Origin of the sequence: Lysobacter sp. TAB13, from assembly GCF_052113885.1 — a bacterium.
Classification (GTDB): domain Bacteria; phylum Pseudomonadota; class Gammaproteobacteria; order Xanthomonadales; family Xanthomonadaceae; genus Lysobacter; species Lysobacter gummosus.
Genome location: NZ_JBFRDR010000014.1, coordinates 108854 through 128250 on the forward strand (window position 1 = coordinate 108854; position 19397 = coordinate 128250).

At 67.2% G+C, this 19397-nt stretch carries 10 protein-coding genes; 1 reads left to right on the forward strand and 9 read right to left on the reverse strand.

The window, feature by feature from the left end; genetic code table 11:
- Nucleotides 1-71 precede the first annotated feature (71 nt).
- From AB4Y92_RS17205 to AB4Y92_RS17225, 5 genes are all read right to left on the reverse strand, one after another.
- Nucleotides 72-1487: a heavy metal sensor histidine kinase gene (locus AB4Y92_RS17205; RefSeq protein ID WP_441820759.1), complete on the reverse strand. Its 1416-nt coding sequence runs from the start codon at nucleotides 1485-1487 to the stop codon at nucleotides 72-74.
- Entirely contained in the window at nucleotides 1484-2200 is a 717-nt protein-coding gene (locus tag AB4Y92_RS17210; protein WP_441820760.1) for a heavy metal response regulator transcription factor, read from the reverse strand. Before AB4Y92_RS17210 ends, AB4Y92_RS17205 begins: the two co-directional genes overlap by 4 nt.
- Nucleotides 2201-2253: 53 nt before the next feature.
- A complete protein-coding gene (locus tag AB4Y92_RS17215) occupies nucleotides 2254-5397 on the reverse strand; it encodes a multidrug efflux RND transporter permease subunit (protein ID WP_441820761.1) in 3144 nt (1047 codons plus the stop codon).
- Nucleotides 5394-6596: an efflux RND transporter periplasmic adaptor subunit gene (locus tag AB4Y92_RS17220; RefSeq protein ID WP_441820762.1), complete on the reverse strand. Its 1203-nt coding sequence runs from the start codon at nucleotides 6594-6596 to the stop codon at nucleotides 5394-5396. The genes AB4Y92_RS17215 and AB4Y92_RS17220 overlap by 4 nt, the downstream gene beginning before the upstream one ends.
- Before the next feature lie 613 nt (nucleotides 6597-7209).
- The gene (locus AB4Y92_RS17225) at nucleotides 7210-8013 is read right to left on the reverse strand and encodes a glutaminyl-peptide cyclotransferase (protein WP_441820763.1); all 804 of its coding nucleotides are present in this window, start codon (nucleotides 8011-8013) and stop codon (nucleotides 7210-7212) included.
- A 154-nt stretch (nucleotides 8014-8167) separates the two neighbouring features.
- Between AB4Y92_RS17225 and parC the strand changes: the two genes are divergently transcribed.
- Nucleotides 8168-10411 carry a DNA topoisomerase IV subunit A gene (gene parC, locus AB4Y92_RS17230; protein WP_441820764.1) on the forward strand — a complete coding sequence of 748 codons (2244 nt, stop codon included), beginning with the start codon at nucleotides 8168-8170 and terminating at the stop codon, nucleotides 10409-10411.
- A 551-nt stretch (nucleotides 10412-10962) separates the two neighbouring features.
- Here parC and AB4Y92_RS17235 read toward each other — a convergent pair.
- The 4 genes from AB4Y92_RS17235 to AB4Y92_RS17250 form a co-directional block, all read right to left on the reverse strand.
- Nucleotides 10963-13353, reverse strand: a complete 2391-nt coding sequence (locus tag AB4Y92_RS17235) for an ATP-binding cassette domain-containing protein (protein ID WP_441820765.1) — start codon at nucleotides 13351-13353, stop codon at nucleotides 10963-10965.
- Between the two features lie 417 nt (nucleotides 13354-13770).
- Nucleotides 13771-14184 carry a VOC family protein gene (locus tag AB4Y92_RS17240; protein WP_441820766.1) on the reverse strand — a complete coding sequence of 138 codons (414 nt, stop codon included), beginning with the start codon at nucleotides 14182-14184 and terminating at the stop codon, nucleotides 13771-13773.
- Nucleotides 14185-14218: 34 nt separating this feature from the next.
- A complete protein-coding gene (locus AB4Y92_RS17245) occupies nucleotides 14219-14668 on the reverse strand; it encodes a helix-turn-helix transcriptional regulator (RefSeq protein WP_148649181.1) in 450 nt (149 codons plus the stop codon).
- Nucleotides 14669-14800: 132 nt separating this feature from the next.
- Complete coding sequence (locus AB4Y92_RS17250; RefSeq protein ID WP_441820767.1) at nucleotides 14801-19030, reverse strand: autotransporter domain-containing protein; 4230 nt, start codon at nucleotides 19028-19030, stop codon at nucleotides 14801-14803.
- Nucleotides 19031-19397: the final 367 nt, after the last annotated feature.

Sequence of the window (19397 nt, forward strand, 5' to 3'; positions counted from 1 at the left end):
TACAAAAACTTCGAAGCTTTCGCGCCGATGCGGTAGCGACGCGCTCAAGCAAAGCTCCGCAGCTCCCGCATTCAAACCTTGACGCTCTCCGGCGCAGCCAGACTGAACCCCACCGTCGTCGCGCCCTCGCCGCTGCTGGCGAACACGTTGCCGCCATGCAGCGCGGCGATCGCCTTGACGATCGACAGCCCAAGACCATGATGCCGCTCGCCCCGATGCTGGCGCGCGGCATCCACCCGATAGAAACGGTCGAACATGCGCACCAGATGCTCGGCCTCCACACTGCTGCCGTGATTGCGCACGGCCACGCTGGCGCCGGTGCCGCATTCGCTCGGCGCGCCGACGCCTTCGCGCAACTCCACCACGATCTCCGAACCCGGGGTGGCGTGCTGGACGGCGTTGTGCAGCAGGTTGGTGATGGCGCGGCGGAACAGCGAGGTGTCGATCCAGGCGTCGGCGGCGCCGTCGATGCGCAGGCGCATGCCGGCTTCTTCCAGCAGGTACTCCATGAATTCGCCGGTCTTGGCGACTTCCGCGGCCAGCGGCACGCAGACCCGGTCCAGGGCGATGTCGCCCTGATCGGCGCGCGACAGGAACAGCATGTCGTTGACGATGCCGCGCATGCGTTCGAGTTCTTCCAGATTCGACTGCAGCACGTCCTCCAGCTGCGCGACCTCGCGCGGCCGCGACAGCGCGACCTGGGTCTGGCCCATCAGATTGGTCAGCGGCGTGCGCAATTCGTGGGCGACATCGGCGTTGAACGAATCCAGGCGCGTGTACGCCGCTTCCAGGCGATCGAGCGCGCCGTTGAACGCGCCGGTCAGCCGGCCCAGCTCCGGCGGCAGTTCGGTCGGCTGCAGGCGTTGCGACAGATTACTCGGGCTCAGCCTCTGCGCCTGGCTGGACAGGCGCTGCAACGGCCGCAGGCCGACCAGCGCGATCCAATGGCCGAGCAAAGCGACCAGGGCGGTGCCGACCACGCCGAGCGCGACCAGTGCCCAGGCGAAAGAGCGCAGCGCGGCGACGTAGGGCCACGAGTCGATACCGATCCACAACCGCACCTGCGGCCGCTCGCCGCGCGGCGGAATCACTTCTTCCAAGGTCCGATACGGCGCGTTGCTGTCGCTGAGCCACAAGCGGCCCATGCCGCGATCGCGTTTTTTCGCCGCCTCCACCTTGGGCGTGGAGTGGCCGATGCGGAAACCCGAGTCGTCGCTCCAGGCCCAGATCTTGGTGCTGCGATCGCTGGAGGTCAGGCTCTCGACCTTGTCCTGGACCTTGTACCAGCGGTCGCGCATGTCGCACACCGCCACGCTGCCGGCGACGTAGCGCAGCTTGGTTTCCAGCTCGGCGTGCTGGTAACGCACGATCTGCATCTCAAGCACCTTGTACAAAGTGACGCCGACCAGGGTGAACACCAGCAACGCGGCCAGCGCGAACATCGCCGCCAGGCGCTGGGCGATGGACAGATCGCGCAAGGGCTTCATGCCGACACCCGCCCCGGCGGCGGCGCGGCATCGTCTTCGTCGTCCTCGCGCGCCTCCAGCACATAGCCCATGCCGCGCACGGTGTGCAGCAGCTTGTTGCGGAACGGGCCGTCGATCTTGGCGCGCAGGCGCTTGATCGCCACTTCCACCACATTGGTGTTGCTGTCGAAATTGATGTCCCACACTTGCGCGGCGATCACCGTCTTGGACAGGATCTGGCCGCGACGCTGCGCCAGCAAGGCCAGCAGCGCGAACTCCTTGCCGGTCAGGTCCAGGCGCGTGCCGTCGCGGAAGGCGCGGCGCGCGAGCAGGTTGATCTGCAGATCGCCGATCTGCAGTTCGGTCGGCTCCTGCTGGCGGCCGCGCCGCACCAGCGCCTGCAGCCGCGCCAGCAGTTCGATGAAGGAAAACGGCTTGACCAGATAATCGTCGGCGCCCGCGCCCAGGCCGTGGACGCGATCGTCCACGCGGTCGCGCGCGGTCAGCATGATCACCGGCGTCTGCTTGCGCGCGCGCAACTCGCGCAGCACGGTGAAGCCGTCCATGCCCGGCAGCATCACATCCAGCACGATCACGTCGTAGTCGAACTCGCGCGCCAGATGCAGGCCGCTGAGGCCTTCGCGCGCCACGTCCACGGTCCAGCCCTGCTCGGACAGGCCGTCGCGCAGATAGTCGGCGGTTTTGACTTCGTCCTCGACGATCAGCAGTTTCATCTCGGCGGGCGGTTCATGACGGTGGCGGGCCAGCGGGCATCGTACAACTCCACTCAGGCGATGGCCGGCCCGGCGGCCGCGCCGGGGTCCGCGGCCGGGGCCGCGGCGGTGGCGGTGCGGCGGCGGCTCAGGAACAGGCGGTCCAGGGCCAGGTAGATCACCGGCGTGCTGTACAGCGTCAGCACCTGGCTGATCAGCAGGCCGCCGACCACCGCCACGCCCAGCGGCTGGCGCAGCTCCGAGCCGGTGCCCAGGCCGACCATCAGCGGGATCGCCCCGAGCAAGGCGGCGATGGTGGTCATCATGATCGGCCGGAACCGGGTCAGGCAGGCTTCGTGGATGGCCTCCACCGGCCCCAGGCCGCGATTGCGCTGCGCGTCGAGGGCGAAATCGACCAGCAAGATGCCGTTTTTCTTGACGATGCCGATCAGCAGTACCAGCCCGATCAAGGCCATGATCGAGAAATCCAGTTTCCACAGCCACAGCATCAGCACCGCGCCGATGCCGGCCGAGGGCAGCGTCGACAGGATCGTCAGCGGATGCACGAAGCTCTCGTACAGCACGCCCAGGATGATGTAGACCGCCAGCAGCGCGGCGAAGATCAGCAGCGGCTGGGTCGCGAGCGAATCCTGGAAGGCCTGCGCGCTGCCCTGGAAATTGCCGCTGACGCTGGCCGGCATGCCGATCTGCGTCTTCGCCTGTTCGACCGCGCGCACCGCATCGCCCAGGGCCACGTTCGGCGCCAGGTTGAAGGAGATGTTCACCGCCGGGGACAGCCCGTTGTGGCTGATCGACAAGGGGCCGTTGGCGGGCGGCTCGATCCGCGCCAGCGCCGACAGCGGCACCATCTGTCCGGTCAAGGGCGAGCGCAGATGGAAGTAGGCCAGGCTGTCGATGCTGCCGCGCATGCGCGGGTTGATCTCCAGGATCACCTTGTATTGGTTGGTCTGCGTCTGGAATTCGTTGATCTGGCGCTGGCCGTAGGCATCGTAGAGCACCTGATCGATGTCCTGCGCGCTGAAGCCGAAACGCGCCGCGGCGGTGCGGTCGATCGCCAGCCGCACGATGCTCGCGCCGATCTGCTGATCGTTGGAGACATCGCGCAGTTGCGGCAATTGCGCCAGCTTCTGGGTCAGCTTGTCGGCCCATTCGGACAGCTCGGCGCTGTCGGCGTCGCGCAGGGCGTACAGGTACTGGGTGCGCGAGGGGCCGGCGCCGATATTGATGTCCTGCGCCGAACGCAGATAGATCGCGATGCCCGGCACCTTCGACAGCTTGCTGCGCATGCGGTCGATGAACTGCTCCGACGACACGTCGCGATCGCCGCGGTCCTTCAACACGAACCAGAACCGGCCATTCGACATGGTCGGACTGCCGCCGGTCGCGCCGACCGAATGGCCGTAGGCCATGATCGCAGGATCCGTGGACGCGATCTGCGCGAGTTGCTTGTGCTTGGCCATCATGTCGTCGTAGGAAATATCCTGCGCCGCCTCGGTGGTGCCGAACACGAAGGCGGTGTCCTGCAAGGGGAAAAAGCCCTTCGGGATGTAGGCGTAGGACGCGATCGCGATGCTCAGGGTCACGCCGAACCCAACCAGCATCAGGCGTTGATGCGACAAGGCCCAGCGCAGGCTGCGGTCGTAACCAGCCATCACGCGCGCGCCGAACCCGCCACCGTTCGGATCGTGCTTGGGCGCGTTGCGCATGAAGCGCGAGGCCAGCATCGGCGCCAGGGTCAGCGAGGCGACAATCGAAATCAGGATCGCCACCGTCACCGTCAGCGCGAACTCGGCGAACAAACGCCCGACCACGCCGCCCATGAACAACAAGGGGATGAAGGCGGCGATCAGCGACAGGCCGATGGTCAGCACGGTGAAACCGATCTCGCTGGAACCTTGCAAGGCCGCCTGCAGCATCGGCATGCCGGCCTCGCGATGCCGGTGGATGTTCTCGACCACGACGATGGCGTCGTCGACCACGAAGCCGACCGCGATCACCAGCGCGACCAGGGTCAGGTTGTTGAGGCTGAAGCCGAACGCGTACATCGCCGCGAAGGTCGCCACCAGCGCCACCACCAACACCGCGCCGACGATCAGCGTCGCCGACCATTGGCGCAGGAACAGCCCCATCACCGCGACCACCAGCGCCACCGTCAGCACCAGGGTCAGCTCGACCTCGTGCAGGGACGCGCGGATGGTGCGGGTGCGGTCGTTGAACACCGCCACATCCACGCTGGCCGGAAGATTGGCGCGCAGCTTGGGCAGCGCCGCCAGCACCGCGTCGGTGGTGTTGATGATGTTGGCGCCGGGTTGGCGGAACACGATCAGCATCACGCCGTCCTTGCCGTTGGGAAAGGCGCGGACGTAGTCGTTCTCGGCGCCGAAACTGACGTGGGCGACCTCGCCCAGACGCACCGGCGCGCCGTTGCGATAGGTCACCACCAGGCGTTGGTAGTCCTCAGGTTTAAACAATTGATCGTTGGTTTCCAACGTCGACATGCGCTGCGCGCCGACCACCGCGCCCTTGGCCTGATTGACGCTGGAACTCTGCGCGGCGGTGCGCAGATCCGACAGGGTCAGGCCGACCGCGGCCAGGCGTTCGGGCTCGGCCTGGATGCGGATCGCCGGACGGCGCTGGCCGGCGATGAAGATTTCCGAGACGCCGTTGATCTGGCTGAGATTGCGCGCGAGCACGGTCTCGGCCAGATCGCTGAGTTCGGTCAGCGGCATCAGGTCGGAGTTCATGCTCAGCACCAGGATCGGGCTGTCGGCTGGATTGACCTTGCCCCAGGTCGGCAGCGCGGGCATGTCGCGCGGCAGGCGGCCGGAGACGTTGTTGATCGCCGCCTGCACTTCCTGCGCGGCCGTGTCGATGCTCTTGTCGAGCACGAACTGCAAGGTGATGTTGGTGCTGCCCAGGGCGCTGGTGGAGGTCATCTCGGTGATGCCGGGCACTGAGGTCAGCTGGGTTTCCAGCGGCGTGGCGACCGCCGAGGCCATGGTTTCCGGGCTGGCGCCGGGCAGGCTGGCGCTGATGCGGATGGTCGGGAACTCGGCTTGCGGCAGCGGCGCCACCGGCAATCGCGGCAGGGCGAATAAACCGAGCAACAGCACCGCCGCGGTCAGCAGAGTGGTGGCGACCGGATGACGGACGAACCAGCCGGAAATCGAAACGCGCGCCGCAGGCTGGCCGCTCATGGCGTGGCCGCCGCGACGCGCGCGTCGGTGCCGGCCGCGTTCGCAGCGACCGCCGCGGCCGCGACCGGCGCCACGGTCATGCCGGGCTTGAGCCGCGACTGGCCGTCGCGCACCACCCGATCGCCGGCCCGCAGGCCGTGCACCACCGCGATCTTGTCGTTCTGATACTCCACCCGCACCGGCACCATCGCGACCTTGTCGCCGGCCTCCAGGCGATAGACGAAGTTCTGTTCGTTACCGCGCTGCACCGCTTCGGACGCGACCACAATCGCGCCCGCGCTCAAGCCGGTGCGCACGCGCACGCTGACCAACTGGCCGGGCCACAACTTGTCCTGCGCATTGGCGAACACCGCGCGCACCCGCACGGTGCCGGTGGCTTCGTCGATCTGGTTGTCGATCACGCGCAACTCGCCGTCGGCCAGCACGCTGCCGGCGTCGCGGTCGAGCGCCTGCACTTCGACTTTGCCGCCGGCCTGGGCCGTGCGCAGGCGTGGCAGTTGATCCTGCGGCAGCGCGAACACCACCGAGATCGGATCGACCTGCTGCACCGTCACCAGCCCGTCCGGATCGCTGGCGCGCACGACATTGCCCGGATCGACCTTGCGCAGCCCGATGCGGCCGTCGATCGGCGAGACGATGCGGGTATACGACAACTGCACGCGCGCGCCGTCGATGGCGGCCTGATTGGCCTGCGTGGTCGCCTGCAGTTGCTGCACCGAAGCGGTCTGCTGATCGAGCATCTGCCGGGCGATCAACTGGCTGCCGGACAATTGCCGGAAGCGGTTGAGATCCGATTGCGCCGAGCGCAGTTGCGCGTCGTCGCGCGCCAGTTGCGCCTGCGCGCCGTTGAGGCTGGCGGCGATGGCGCGATCGTCGATGCGCGCCAGCAACTGGCCGCGCTTGACCGTCTGGCCTTCGCGGAACAGCACGTCGGTCAGCACGCCATCGACCTGGCTGCGCAGCACCGCGCTCTGCAGCGAGGTCACGGTGCCGATGGTTTCCTGCCAATGCGGAACGTCGCGACGTTCGACCTGGGTCAGATTGACCGGCACCGGCGGCGGCGCCTTGGGCGGCGGCGCGCCGCGGCTGCCGAATCCGCCCAGCGACAGGCCCGTGCCGACGATCGCGACAAGGCCCAGGGCGGCGTAGACGGTCTTGCGGGCGCGCGGCGACACAGCGTGTGCGGTTTGGGGCGGCATGTCCGGCATCCGTGGCAGGTGGGGGAAAGAGGTGGCGGCGCCCTTGGAGAAAAACGCCGCCGATGATCCGCGAGGGGATGGCGCGGACCATGCGGAAACTGTAGGCGCGCACCGCCTACGCGACGCTGTCGCTTGGCTGACAAATCCGTCAGTTGATGTCATGTGCGCGGGCATTACTTTCGGCAGGGAGAGGCGCGGATGCGAGCTCTTCGCCTGTTCAATGTCCTGCTACGGTTTCGAGCGCTCGCGCTTTTTGCTCGTCATTTCCGAGAAGGCGAGCTTCGCTTTACTTCGGCGTAGCCGAACATCCAGAGCCTTCAGCGCCATCCTTCCAGACCGTCATTCCCGCGAACGCGGGAATCCAGAGACTTCAGCGTCATCTTTCCAGAACGTCATTCCCGCGAAAGCGGGCTCTGCTTTACTTCGGCGGAGCCGAACATCCAGCGACTTCAAACGTTCTCGCACGAAAGGCCCTGGATTCCCGCGTTCGCGGGAATGACGAGCAAAAAAGGCGGAGACTTTGAATAAGCGCTCAGACGCTCGTGCGCACTCACACGGCAATCGCGACCCCATCAATCGCGCGGGCCATAGCACGGGCCCACGCGCACTCACCTCAGTGCTTGCCCTTACGCGCCGCAGCAGGCGCCACCAGCTTGATCTCGAACAAATCCGGCCAAAGCTTGCCGGTCACGAACAAGCGGTCGCGCGCCGGATCGTAGGCGATGCCGTTGAGCACATCGGCGCCGCGAGTGGAGCGGCCATGCTTCTCCAGCAGACCGCTCAGATCGATCCAGCCCAGCACATGCCCGGTCTTGGGATCGATACGCGCGATGCGGTCGCTCTGCCAGATGTTGGCGTACAGCTCGCCCTTGACCCACTCCAGCTCGTTGAGCTGAGCGACCGGGCGGCCTTCATCGCTGACCTGGATGCGCGAGCGCTCCTTGAAGGTCTGCGGATCGAGCAAACGGATCTGCGCGGTGCCGTCGCTCATATACAACGTGTCGGCCGAGCGGGTCAGGCCCCAGCCCTCGCCCGGATAACGGAAGGTGCCGGCGGGATCGAAATCGGGCAGATTCAGCACAAAGCCCACACCGTTGGTCCAGGTCAGCACCACCACCTGCTGGCCGCGATCGACCATGCCTTCGCCGAACACTTCCGCTGGCAGATCGGCCTTGTGCACGACCCGGCCGGTGGCCAGCTCGACCTTGCGCACGGACGAGCGGCCGTTCAGCCCGGTGCTCTCGTACAGAAAGCCGCCCCTGAAGATCAGCCCCTGGGTGAAGGCCTGCGGATCGTGCGGATAGGTCGCCACCACCTTATAGGAGTACACCGGCAACCCGCTGCGCGCCTGCGCCGGCACCTGCGAACAGGCGGCGGCCAGGGCCAGGGTCAGCGCCGCGACGGCGATCGAACGCATCCACATTGGGCTCACAGGCATGGGCTCTGGCGTTGACAGACCGCCGAGGATACCGCCAAAGCCTTGCTGCGCCTGCATCGCGCGCCAGTCGCACCCTGTGAAACCCGTCCCCGGGTAGAATCCCGGGCTCAGCCCCACCCTGCCCCAAGGTTCCATGACTGATTCCGTACGTCCGGTGTTCCACGGCTTCGAACAGATCCCCCTGCGCGAGTACGCCGAGCGCGCCTACCTCGATTACTCGATGTACGTGGTCCTGGACCGCGCCCTGCCCTTCATCGGCGACGGCCTCAAGCCGGTGCAGCGCCGCATCATCTACGCGATGAGCGAACTCGGCCTCAACGCCGCCTCCAAGCCGAAGAAATCCGCGCGCACCGTCGGCGATGTGATCGGTAAGTACCATCCGCACGGCGACAGCGCCTGTTACGAGGCGATGGTGCTGATGGCGCAGCCGTTCTCGTACCGCTATCCGCTGGTCGAGGGCCAGGGCAACTTCGGTTCCAGCGACGATCCCAAATCCTTCGCGGCGATGCGCTACACCGAGTCCAAGCTGACCCCGATCGCGGAAGTGCTGCTGGGCGAACTCGCCCACGGCACCGTCGATTGGACGCCCAACTTCGACGGCACCCTGGAAGAGCCGACCTGGATGCCGGCGCGCCTGCCGCACTTGCTGCTCAACGGCACTACCGGCATCGCGGTCGGCATGGCCACCGACGTACCGCCGCACAACCTCAACGAAATCGTCAGCGCCTGCGTGCGCCTGCTCGACGACCCGGACGCGACCACCCGCGACCTGTGCGAGCACGTGCTCGGCCCGGATTACCCGACCCCGGCCGAGATCATCACCTCGCGCGCCGACCTGCTGCAGATGTACGAAACCGGCCTGGGCAGCGTGCGCGCCCGCGCCATCTTCGAGAAAGACGGCGCCAACATCGTCGTCACCGCGCTGCCCTACCAGGCCTCGCCGGGCAAGGTGATCGAGCAGATCGCCACCCAGATGCGGGCCAAGAAGCTGCCGTGGCTGGAAGACATCCGCGACGAATCCGATCACGCCAACCCGACCCGCATCGTGCTGGTGCCGCGCTCCAACCGCGTCGATGTCGAACAGCTCATGGGCCATCTGTTCGCCACCACGGACATGGAGAAGAGCTTCCGGGTCAATATCAACATCATCGGCCTGGACGGGCGCCCGCAGGTCAAGGGCCTGAAGGCGCTGCTGAGCGAGTGGCTGACCTTCCGCACCGACACCGTCACCCGCCGCCTGACCCACCGCCTGGACAAGGTCGAGCGCCGCCTGCACCTGTTGGAAGGCTTGCTGGTCGCATTCCTCAACCTGGATGAAGTGATCCGCATCATCCGCACCGAGGACGAACCGCGCGCGGTGCTGATGCAGCGCTTCGGCCTGAGCGAAGAGCAGACCGACTACATCATGGAAACCCGGCTGCGCCAGCTCGCGCGCCTGGAGGAAATGAAGATCCGCGGCGAGCAGGACGAATTGCAGAAAGAACGCGAACAACTGATCGCCCTGCTCGGCAGCAAGGCCAAGCTCAAGAAGCTGATCAAGGACGAACTGATCGCGGATGCAAAAAAATTCGGCGACGCGCGCCGTTCGCCGCTGGTCTCGCGCAGCGCCGCGCAGGCGCTGTCGGAAACCGAACTGGTCGCCAGCGAACCGATGACCGTGGTCATCAGCGAAAAGGGCTGGGTGCGCGCGGCCAAGGGCCACGACATCGACGCGGCCACGCTGAGCTATCGCGACGGCGACGGCGTGCTGGGCGCCGCGCGCGGCCGCAGCACGCAGCAGGTCGCGTTCCTGGATTCCACCGGCCGCTCGTATTCGGCGTTGATCCACAGCCTGCCTTCGGCGCGCGGCAACGGCGAGCCGTTGACGGGGCGGTTCGCGCCGGTCGCGGGGGCTTCATTTCAAGCCTTGGCGGCTGGCGACAACGATCAGCGCTTCGTTCTGGCCAGCTCTCATGGTTACGGTTTCGTCACCCGCTTCGAGAACCTCACCGGCCGCAACAAGGCCGGCAAGGCGATGCTGTCGCTGACGCCCAACGCCAAGGTATTGCAGCCGGCGCAGGTCGGCGATGTGGAACTCGACCGCGTGGTCGCGGTGACCAACGTCGGCCATCTGCTCGCCTTCCCGGTGTCGGAGCTGCCCGAGCTCGATAAGGGCAAGGGCAACAAGATCATCGACATTCCCAAGGCGAAGCTCGGCACCGAGCGCGTGGTCGCGGTGGCGGTGGTCGCGCCGGGCGCGACGCTGAGCATCAAGTCGGGTTCGCGGACAATGAGTCTGTCGTTCAAGGAGCTGGAGCCGTATTTGGGGGCTCGCGCCACGCGCGGCGGGTTGTTGCCGCGTGGGTGGCAGAAGGTGGAAGGGTTGGCGGTGGAGTGAGTTTTCGCTTTCGCTGATCTGGTTTATGGAAACGCCCCGCATTGCGGGGCGTTTCTTTTTTGGGGTGGTGCGGCGATTTGTTGGTAAGAGCGAATCCCCCTGCCCCCCTTTTTCAAAGGGGGGAACAGCAACGGCAAGGGCGGCAATGGTGGTGGCGGTCGTGGCGGCAAAGGCGATACCGAGCGCGAACCGTTGCCCCCTTTGAAAAAGGGGGCTGGCGCCTGCGTAGCCCGCTTCAGGTGGATACAGCTGCGCCGGGGGATTTGCTTTTCGCTGTCGCTTGGTCTGTTTACGGAAACGCTCCGCATTGCGGGGCGTTTCTTTTTTTGGGGCGGCGCGGCGATCTGGTTGTAAGAGCGAATCCCCCCTGCCCCCCTTTTTCAAAGGGGGGAACAGCAACGGCAACGGCGGCAACTACGATGGTGGCGGTGGCGGTGGCCAGGACGATACCAAGCACGAACCGTTGCCCCCTTTAAAAAAGGGGGCTGGCGCCCGCGTAGCCCGCTTCAGGTAGATACAACTGCGCCGGGGGATTTGCTTCGGCTCCGCCCTCACCCCCCGACATAAGCCGCCAAATGCTTCCCCGTCAGCGTAGAACGCGCTTTGACCAGATCGGCCGGCGTGCCTTCGAACACCACCTTCCCGCCCTCATGCCCCGCGCCCGGCCCCAGATCGATGATCCAGTCCGCATGCGCCATCACCGCCTGATGATGCTCGACCACGATCACCGACTTGCCGGCATCGACCAATCGATCCAGCAACCCCAGCAACTGCTCGACATCGGCCAGATGCAAGCCCGCGGTCGGTTCGTCGAGCACATAGATCCCGCCCTTCTCCGCCATGTGCGTGGCGAGCTTGAGCCGCTGCCGCTCGCCGCCCGACAACGTAGTCAGCGGCTGGCCCAGGCTGAGATAGCCCAGCCCGACATCGGCGAGCCTCTCCAGGATGGCGTGCGCGGCCGGCAGATGCGCCTTGCCGGCGCCGAAGAAGTCGCGCGCCTGCGCGACCGACATCGCCAGCACCTGGCTGATGTCCTGGCCGCCGAATTTGTACTTCAACACCTCGGCCTGGAAACGCTTGCCTTCGCAGTCTTCGCAGACGCTGGCGACGCCGGCCATCATCGCCAGGTCGGTATAGATCACGCCGGCGCCGTTGCAGGTCGGACAAGCGCCTTCGGAGTTGGCACTGAACAAGGCCGGCTTGACGTTGTTGGCCTTGGCGAAGGCTTTGCGGATCGGTTCCAGCAGATCGGTGTAGGTCGCCGGATTGCTGCGGCGCGAGCCGCGGATCGCGCCCTGATCGACCGACACCACGCCGGCGCCGGCCGGAATCGAGCCGTGCACCAGCGAACTCTTACCCGAGCCGGCGACGCCGGTGACCACCACCAGCACGCCGAGCGGGATATCGACATCGACCTTGCGCAGGTTGTGCGTGCTGGCGCCGCGGATCTTCAGCGCTCCGCTGGCCGCGCGCGGTTTTTTCTTGAGCTTGGCGCGATCGTCCAGATGCCGCCCGGTGAGCGTCTTGCTGGCGCGCAGGCCTTCGACGCTGCCTTCGAAGCAGACCGTGCCGCCACCGCTGCCGGCGCCGGGGCCGAGATCGACGACATGATCGGCGATCGCGATCATCTCCGGCTTGTGCTCCACCACCAGCACCGTATTGCCCTTGTCGCGCAGCCGCAGCAGCAGATCGTTCATGCGCTGGATGTCGTGCGGATGCAGGCCGATGGTCGGCTCATCGAACACATACGTAACGTCGGTAAGCGAAGATCCAAGCTGGCGGATCATCTTGGTGCGCTGCGCTTCGCCGCCCGACAGCGTGCCGGCGGAGCGGTCCAGCGACAGATAGCCCAGGCCGATTTCCACGAACGAATCCAGCGTATGCGTCAGCTTGGCCAACAGCGGCGCCACCGACGGTTCCTTCAGGCCGCGCACCCATTGCGCCAGATCGCTGATCTGCATCGAGCAGGCATCGGCGATGTTGACGCCCTTGATCTTCGACGAGCGCGCCGCTTCGCTCAGGCGCGTGCCCTTGCATTCGGGGCAGACGCTGAAGGTGACCGCGCGCTCGACGAAGGCGCGGATGTGCGGCTGCATCGCGTCCACGTCCTTGGACAGGAACGATTTCTGCACCTGCGGAATCAAACCCGCGTAGGTGAGGTTAATGCCGTCCACCTTGATCTTGGTCGGCTCTTTGTAGAGCAGGTCGTGCAGTTCTTTCTTGTTGAACTTGCGGATCGGCTTGTCCGGATCGAAGAAGCCGCAGCCGTTGTAGATGCGCCCGTACCAGCCTTCCATGCTGAAGCCGGGGATGGTCAGCGCGCCTTCGTTGAGCGATTTGCTGTCGTCGTAGAACGCGGTCAGGTCGAAGTCGGACACCGCGCCGCGGCCTTCGCAGCGCTGGCACATGCCGCCGGTGCGGGTGAAGGTCTCGCGCACGGTCTTGGTCTTGGCGCCGCGCTCGACCGTGATCGCGCCGGCGGCCTTGACCGTGGCGACATTGAAGGCGAACGCGCTCGGCGGGCCGATATGCGGCTTGCCCAGGCGGCTGAAGACGATGCGCAGCATCGCGTTGGCGTCGGTGGCGGTGCCGACGGTGGAGCGCGGGTCGCCGCCCATGCGCTCCTGATCGACGATGATCGCCGTGGTCAGGCCGTCGAGCACATCGACCTCGGGCCGCGCCATCGTCGGCATGAAGCCTTGCACGAAGGCGCTGTAGGTCTCGTTGATGAGCCGCTGCGACTCCGCGGCGATGGTGCCGAACACCAGCGAGCTCTTGCCGGAGCCGGAGACGCCGGTGAACACCGTCAGCCGGCGCTTAGGCAACTCGACGCTGACGTCCTTGAGGTTGTTGACGCGCGCGCCCTGCACGCGGATCAGGTCGTGGCGGTCGGCTGCGCTGGCTGCCGACGGCTGCGGGGGCTTCCTCGTGGACTTGGTCATCGGTTCTCCGTGGGTGACGCGGTGCGGGTGCGGAGGTGGGCGTTTTTTTGGGGGGCTTCATTCCGACGAACGTGGGCTTCCCTTCATTCCCTGGTCCTCTATCAGCCGTCATTCCCGCGAACGCGGGAATCCAGGGCCTTTCGTGCGAGAACGTTTGAAGTCACTGGATTCCCGCGTTCGCGGGAATGACGACCTGGAAAGATGACGCTGAAGTCTCTGGATTCCCGCCTTCGCGGGAATGACGTTCTGGAGGGATGACGCTGAAGTCTTTGGATGTTCGGCTACGCCGAAGTAAAGCAGAGCCCGCCTTCGCGGGAATGACGGCATGAGAGAGTGCGTTGGAATATCGAGCCAAAGCTTCTCGCAAGAACAGGGCCGCAAAACTGCAGCCCCGTCCACGAAATCGCAAACAAATACTCAGCGCACCTGCTGCAACCGGATCAGATTCCCCGACGGATCGCGCACCGCGCAATCGCGAACCCCGTACGGCTGGTCGGTCGGTTCCTGCACGACTTCGACGCCCTTCGCCTGGATCTTGTCGAAGCTGCCATCGACATCGGCCGTGGCCAGGACGATCGCGGCATAGGTGCCCTTGGCCATCATCTCGGCGACGGTGCGCTGCTCGTCCTCGGTGACGCCGGGGCTGGCGGCGGGCGGAAACAGCACGATCGACGGGGTGCCGGGCGCGCCGGCCGGGCCGACGGTGATCCAGCGCATGCCGCCGTAGGCGACATCGTTGCGGACTTCGAAACCGAGGATGTCGCGATAGAAGGTCAACGCGGCGTCGGCGTCGGTGTGCGGGAGGAAGCTGGCGTGGATGCGGATGTCCATGTGTTCGGTCCGATGCGTGTGAGTTCGAGGGCGCTCAGTCTAATTGCGGCTCCACGACCGGCGCTTCTCGATTCCTGATCGGTCGCGTGACCTGCTTGGCCACGCACGAGGGCATGCCCGCCGTCGCCTGCGCCGCCTCGCGCTGATAAACGCTGGGCGGAACGCCGACCAGTTCGGTGAAACGGGTGCTGAAGGTCCCCAGCGACGCGCAGCCGACCGCGAAGCAGACCTCGGTGACGCTGAGCCCGCCGCAACGCAGCAAGGCCATCGCGCGTTCGATGCGCCGGGTCATCAGATAGGAGTAAGGCGATTCGCCGTAGGCCAGGCGGAACTGGCGGCTCAGGTGCCCGGCCGACATGTGCACGCCGCGGGCCAGGGCCTCGACATCCAGGGGTTGCGCATACTCGCGGTCGATGCGGTCGCGGACGCGACGCAGCCGTGCAAGGTCGCGCAGATGCTGCGCAGGGGCGGGTCGGCTGTTCACCGGCGCGATCGTGCCACTTCGCATCGGCAGGCTCAAGCCCGCGATGCACTCCGACCCGCGCGGGCCGGAACATCGGCCTGGCGAACATCGGGCCGGCGCCGCGATCCGCGGCGCCGGCCGAACGCACCGGGCTTAGTGCCCGGTCTGGTTACCGCGGTCCGGCGTCGCGCCGTCCTGCGGCATCAGACCGCTTTGATAACCGTTGAACGGAATCGTGCCCGACTCGACGCGCGGCGCGAACGACAGCAGCAGGCCGAAGCTGGTGCTCGCGTCCTGGCCGCTGCCGTGTTGGCGACGCGCCAGCACGGACAGCTTCCAGCCGCGGGCGATCTCCATGTCCATGCCGGCGCCGTAGGTCAGCGCGTTGTCGCCATAGCTGCGCATGCCCAGGACGTAGTCGTTGGCCGCCGGCAGGATCACGTAGTTCAAGTTCACATCGCTGCGGTTGTCGATCGAATCGCGGTATTCCAGCATCCAGTACGGCCGGAACACGTTGCCGCGGGTGGTCACGATCGGGAAGCTGCCTTCCACGCCCAGCGCCGCGCCGCTGTTTTCGACGGTCTGCGAACCGTAGCTCAGGTCGTAGATGCCCAGGCCGTGTTCGCGATACGCATCGAGCTTGCTGCGGCTGCTGTCCAGGCGGCCGTAACCGGTCAGGCTCAGGCCGTTGCCGGTGCTGTGTTCGTAACCGGCGGTGATCGAGCCGAACACCTGGTCGCCGTCGCGCTGCGCGGTGCCGGTGGTGCCGGCGGTCGCGCTGTAACGGCGGATGTCGAAGTCCAGCTGGCCCCAACCCAGGATGCCGTCCACGAACCAATGCTCGTCCGGGCGCCACAGGCCGTACAGCGACAACGATCGCTGCCGGGCGTCGAGCTTGGAACGCGCATCGTCCAGGTCGGTGTCGTTCCAGCCGTAACCGCCGGCGACGCCGAGCAGGAAGCGATCGCCGATGCGCCAGTCGGCGCCGACGGTGATGCCGTCGCTGCGGAAGTCGAAGCCGTTGCTGCGGGCGTTGCGTTCGCGCTGGCCGTTGGTGATGGTGCCGGCCGTCCACACGCCCCAGCCTTCCGGCAAACGCATCGCCGAGGCCGGCGCGAGCTGGCCCGCCGTCAACGACATTCCGGCGCCGCTGGCGTTGCTCAGGCTCAGACTCAAGCCGTTGCTCGAACTGTTGCTGCTGGCGTAGCGCTGCTGGCGCAGACGGTCGTGGATGTTGGACTGCTGCGCCGAAGCGAAGCGCACGCTGGCATCGACCTGCGCCTGCAGACCGCCGACCACGCTGGGATCGCGGGTGGGATCGGGGCGGTCGGCGACGGTCAGCGTGGCGCTGATCGTGGCCTGCAGATAGTTGGCGGTCGCCGCCTGGGTCGCGATCAGCGTCGCCACGCCGGCGCCGACGATGGTCACCTTGCGCCCGCTTACCGTCGCCACCGCAGTGTTGGCGCTGGTGAAGGTGAAGGCGCCGTTGCTGTTGCTGCTCGGATCGGGCAGATCGAAGGCGGCCTCGCCCACGGTCTTGGCCATGTCGCCGATCCACGACAGGTTCGGCGTCGCGCCGCCGATGATTACCTGCAGCGCGACCTGCGGCGCGGCGGTGTAACTGGCGTTGCCGGCCTGATCGGCGGTCAGCGAACAGGTGCCCGCGCTCAACGTCGTCACCGTGTTGCCGCTGACCGTGCACACGCTCGGCGAGGCGCCGGCGAAGATCACCGGATTGCCCGAGCCGCCGCCGCTGGCCGACACCGTGAAGCTGCCGCCCGGCGTGAACACCGGCGCGCTGGGATTCGCGCTGAAGTTGGTGATCGCCTGCGCGGCCGCGCCGATGATCACGTCCAGCGTCACTTGCGGCGCGGCGCTGTAGTTGGTGTCGGCGGCCTGATCGGCGGTGAGCGAACACGTGCCCGCGCTCAACATCGTCACCGTGCTGCCGCTGACCGTGCACACCGACGCGGTGGTGCTGGCGAACACCACCGGGCTGGTCGAAGCGCCCGGCGTGGCGCTGAGCGCGAAGCTGCTGCCCGGCGCGTACACCGGCGCCGCCGGATTGGCGGCGAAGTTGGTGATCGCCTGCGGCGCCGCGGCGATCGTCACCGTCAGCGTCACTTGCGGCGACGCGCTGTAGTTGCCGTCGCCGGCCTGATCGGCGGTGAGCGCGCAAGCGCCCGCGCTCAACATCGACACCGTGCTGCCGGCGACCGTGCACACCGCCGGCGAGGTGCTGGCGAACAGCACCGGGCTGGTGGACAGACCGGGCGTGGCCGAGACCGTGAAGCTACCGCCCGGCGCATACACCGGCGCGGCCGGATTGGCGGCGAAGTTGCTGATCGCCTGCGTCGCCGGGCCGATGTTCACCGCCAGCGTCGCTTGCGGCGCGGCGGCGTAGTTGGCGTTGCCGGCCTGATTCGCGGTCAGCGAACAGGTGCCCGCGCCGAGGATGCTGGCGGTGACGCCGCTGATCGTGCACACCGCCGGCGTGGTGCTGGCGAACACGACCGGATTGCCCGATGCGCCGCCGCTGGCCGAGACCGTGAAGCTGCCGCCCGGCGCATACACCGGCGCGGCCGGATTGGCGGCGAAACCGGTGATGACCTGCGCGCCGGGTCCGATGGTCACCGCCAACGGAACCTGCGGCGCGGCGCTGTAATTGGCGTTGCCGGCCTGATCGGCGGTGAGTGCGCAGTTGCCGGCCGCGAGCGTGCTGACCGTGTTGCCTGCCACCGTGCACACCGCCGGCGTGGTGCTGGCGAACACGACCGGATTGCCCGATGCGCCGCCGCTGGCCGAGACCGTGAAGCTGCCGCTCGGCGCGTACACCGGCGCGGCCGGATTAGCGGCGAAACCGGTGATGGCCTGGGTGCCTTGCGCGATCGCCAAGGTATAAGCGCGCGTGCCGCTGAAGCCGTTGCTCGATGTGGCCTGCACGGTGAAGTTGTTCGAGCCCGCCGCGGTCGGCGTACCCGACAGCACGCCCGCGCTCGACAGGCTCAGGCCCGCGGGCAACGCGCCGGCGCTGATCGCGAAGGTATACGGCGCAGTGCCGCCGTTCGCGCTGCTCGCGGTGAGCGTCTGCGAATACGCGGTCGCGAGCGCGCCGTTGGCCAAGGTGGACGGGTTAATCGTCGTGGTCACCGTCACGCAACTGAGCGCGAGGTTAGTGACATCGCTTGCGATCGCCAGACCGCTGGACGGATTGACCGTGCACAACTGTCCGGCCGGCGAGCTGAGCACGCTGACGTTCCAGTTCGCGCCCTGCGGCAATCGCGTCGGAAACACGAAATTCGGGGCCGCCTGCGCGACCACCACTTGCTGCGAACTGCCCGGATTGGTCGCGGTGAGTTGCAGGGTGACCGGACCGGTCTGGCCCGCCGCCGCGCCGCCGACCGAGAACTCGGTCTGGGCGAAGCAGATCAGCGCCGCGCCGTTGCCGCTTTGTACGCCGTTGTTGATGGTGACCGCGCTCAGGCCGGTGGCGCCGGAACTGCCGCCCGCACCGCCGCCGCCGCCGCCGTTCCAGTTCTGCTGACAGCTGGTCGTGCCGACACCGGCACCGCCGCCGCCCGCACCGACCGTGGCGCCGCCGCCACCGCCGCCGGCGAAACCGGCACCGGTGAAGGAACCGCTGAAATTGAAGGCCACACCGCCTTTGCCGGTGGCCGCGTTACCCGCGGTGCCCGGAAAGGTCGGGCAGCCCGCGCCCGGGGCGCCGCCGGTGCCGACCGAACCGCCGCCGCCGCCGAACGGACCGGGGCCCCCGGGCACGTTGGCGCCCGCACCGCCCACACCGCCGCCGCCAACGCCGCCGGCTCCGCCCGCGATAACATCGTCGGTGCTCCAGCCGGCATTACCGCCGCCGCCGCCGCCGCCGGCGATACCGACCCGATTGCCGATGCCGTTACCGCCCACGCGCAGATCGGTGGCGCCGCCGCCGCTGCCGGTGCCGTCCACGCTGTCGCCCAGGCCACCGGGATTGACCGCCTGCGAGCCCTGCCCGCCGACCCAAATGGACAGCGCCGCGCCCGGCGTGACCGCCAGGGTGCCGCGCACGCGCCCGCCCAATCCGCCGTTGCCGCCGGAAGAACTTGGGCCGCTGCCCGTGCCGCTGCGACCCGCGCGGCCTTGGGCGCCGCTGAGATACACCGTCAGCGAGTGCACGCCGGCCGGCACGGTGGCGGTCTGTTCGCCGCCGGTGAAACCGAACGCGGCCGGCGTTTCGCCGACCCCGCAACTTTGCGCCTGGGCGCCGCCGGCCAGGCCCAGGCCCGGCAACAGCAGCAGCCAACCGTAGCGGCGCGCGCCTTCGCGCACTGTTCGTGCAGCGGCCTGCGCGCGCGCAGCCAGCGACGCGCCGATATGCGTCGCCACGTGATTAAAACCCTTCATTTTGCCCCCAATGCGAATCGCTTAGTCGCGTCCGCAAGACCCGATGCCGAAGACGCGCACCCCCGCGCGCCGTCAGCACATCACCCCACACGGCAAGCTAGCCGCGCCCTCGTTCATCGTCCCGGGAAGCAAGAACTTCATCGCAGAGACAACTCACACTCTGGATGTTCCAGCTCATCCTGAATGCGCCTATCTGGATGAGTGAACGCAAAGAGGGGGCGATACCGGCCGTGGGGATGTGGAGGCGTGCCGCGGCAAAAGAGTCAGCGGGCCTGGAGGTCGGCTGTTTTTGCTTGTCATTCCCGCGAATGCGGGCTCCGCTTTAGCGGGAATGACGAGCCAGCGAGAT

Bases quoted from the DNA above. Each gene is read 5' to 3' on its own strand.
- AB4Y92_RS17225 (WP_441820763.1), bottom strand. From the start codon at position 8,013: ATGCGTTCGATCGCCGTCGCGGCGCTGACCCTGGCCCTGGCCGCCGCC.
- AB4Y92_RS17215 (WP_441820761.1), bottom strand. From the start codon at position 5,397: ATGAGCGGCCAGCCTGCGGCGCGCGTTTCGATTTCCGGCTGGTTCGTC.
- AB4Y92_RS17220 (WP_441820762.1), bottom strand. From the start codon at position 6,596: ATGCCGCCCCAAACCGCACACGCTGTGTCGCCGCGCGCCCGCAAGACC.
- AB4Y92_RS17240 (WP_441820766.1), bottom strand. From the start codon at position 14,184: ATGGACATCCGCATCCACGCCAGCTTCCTCCCGCACACCGACGCCGAC.
- AB4Y92_RS17235 (WP_441820765.1), bottom strand. From the start codon at position 13,353: ATGACCAAGTCCACGAGGAAGCCCCCGCAGCCGTCGGCAGCCAGCGCA.
- AB4Y92_RS17210 (WP_441820760.1), bottom strand. From the start codon at position 2,200: ATGAAACTGCTGATCGTCGAGGACGAAGTCAAAACCGCCGACTATCTG.
- AB4Y92_RS17205 (WP_441820759.1), bottom strand. From the start codon at position 1,487: ATGAAGCCCTTGCGCGATCTGTCCATCGCCCAGCGCCTGGCGGCGATG.
- parC (WP_441820764.1), top strand. From the start codon at position 8,168: ATGACTGATTCCGTACGTCCGGTGTTCCACGGCTTCGAACAGATCCCC.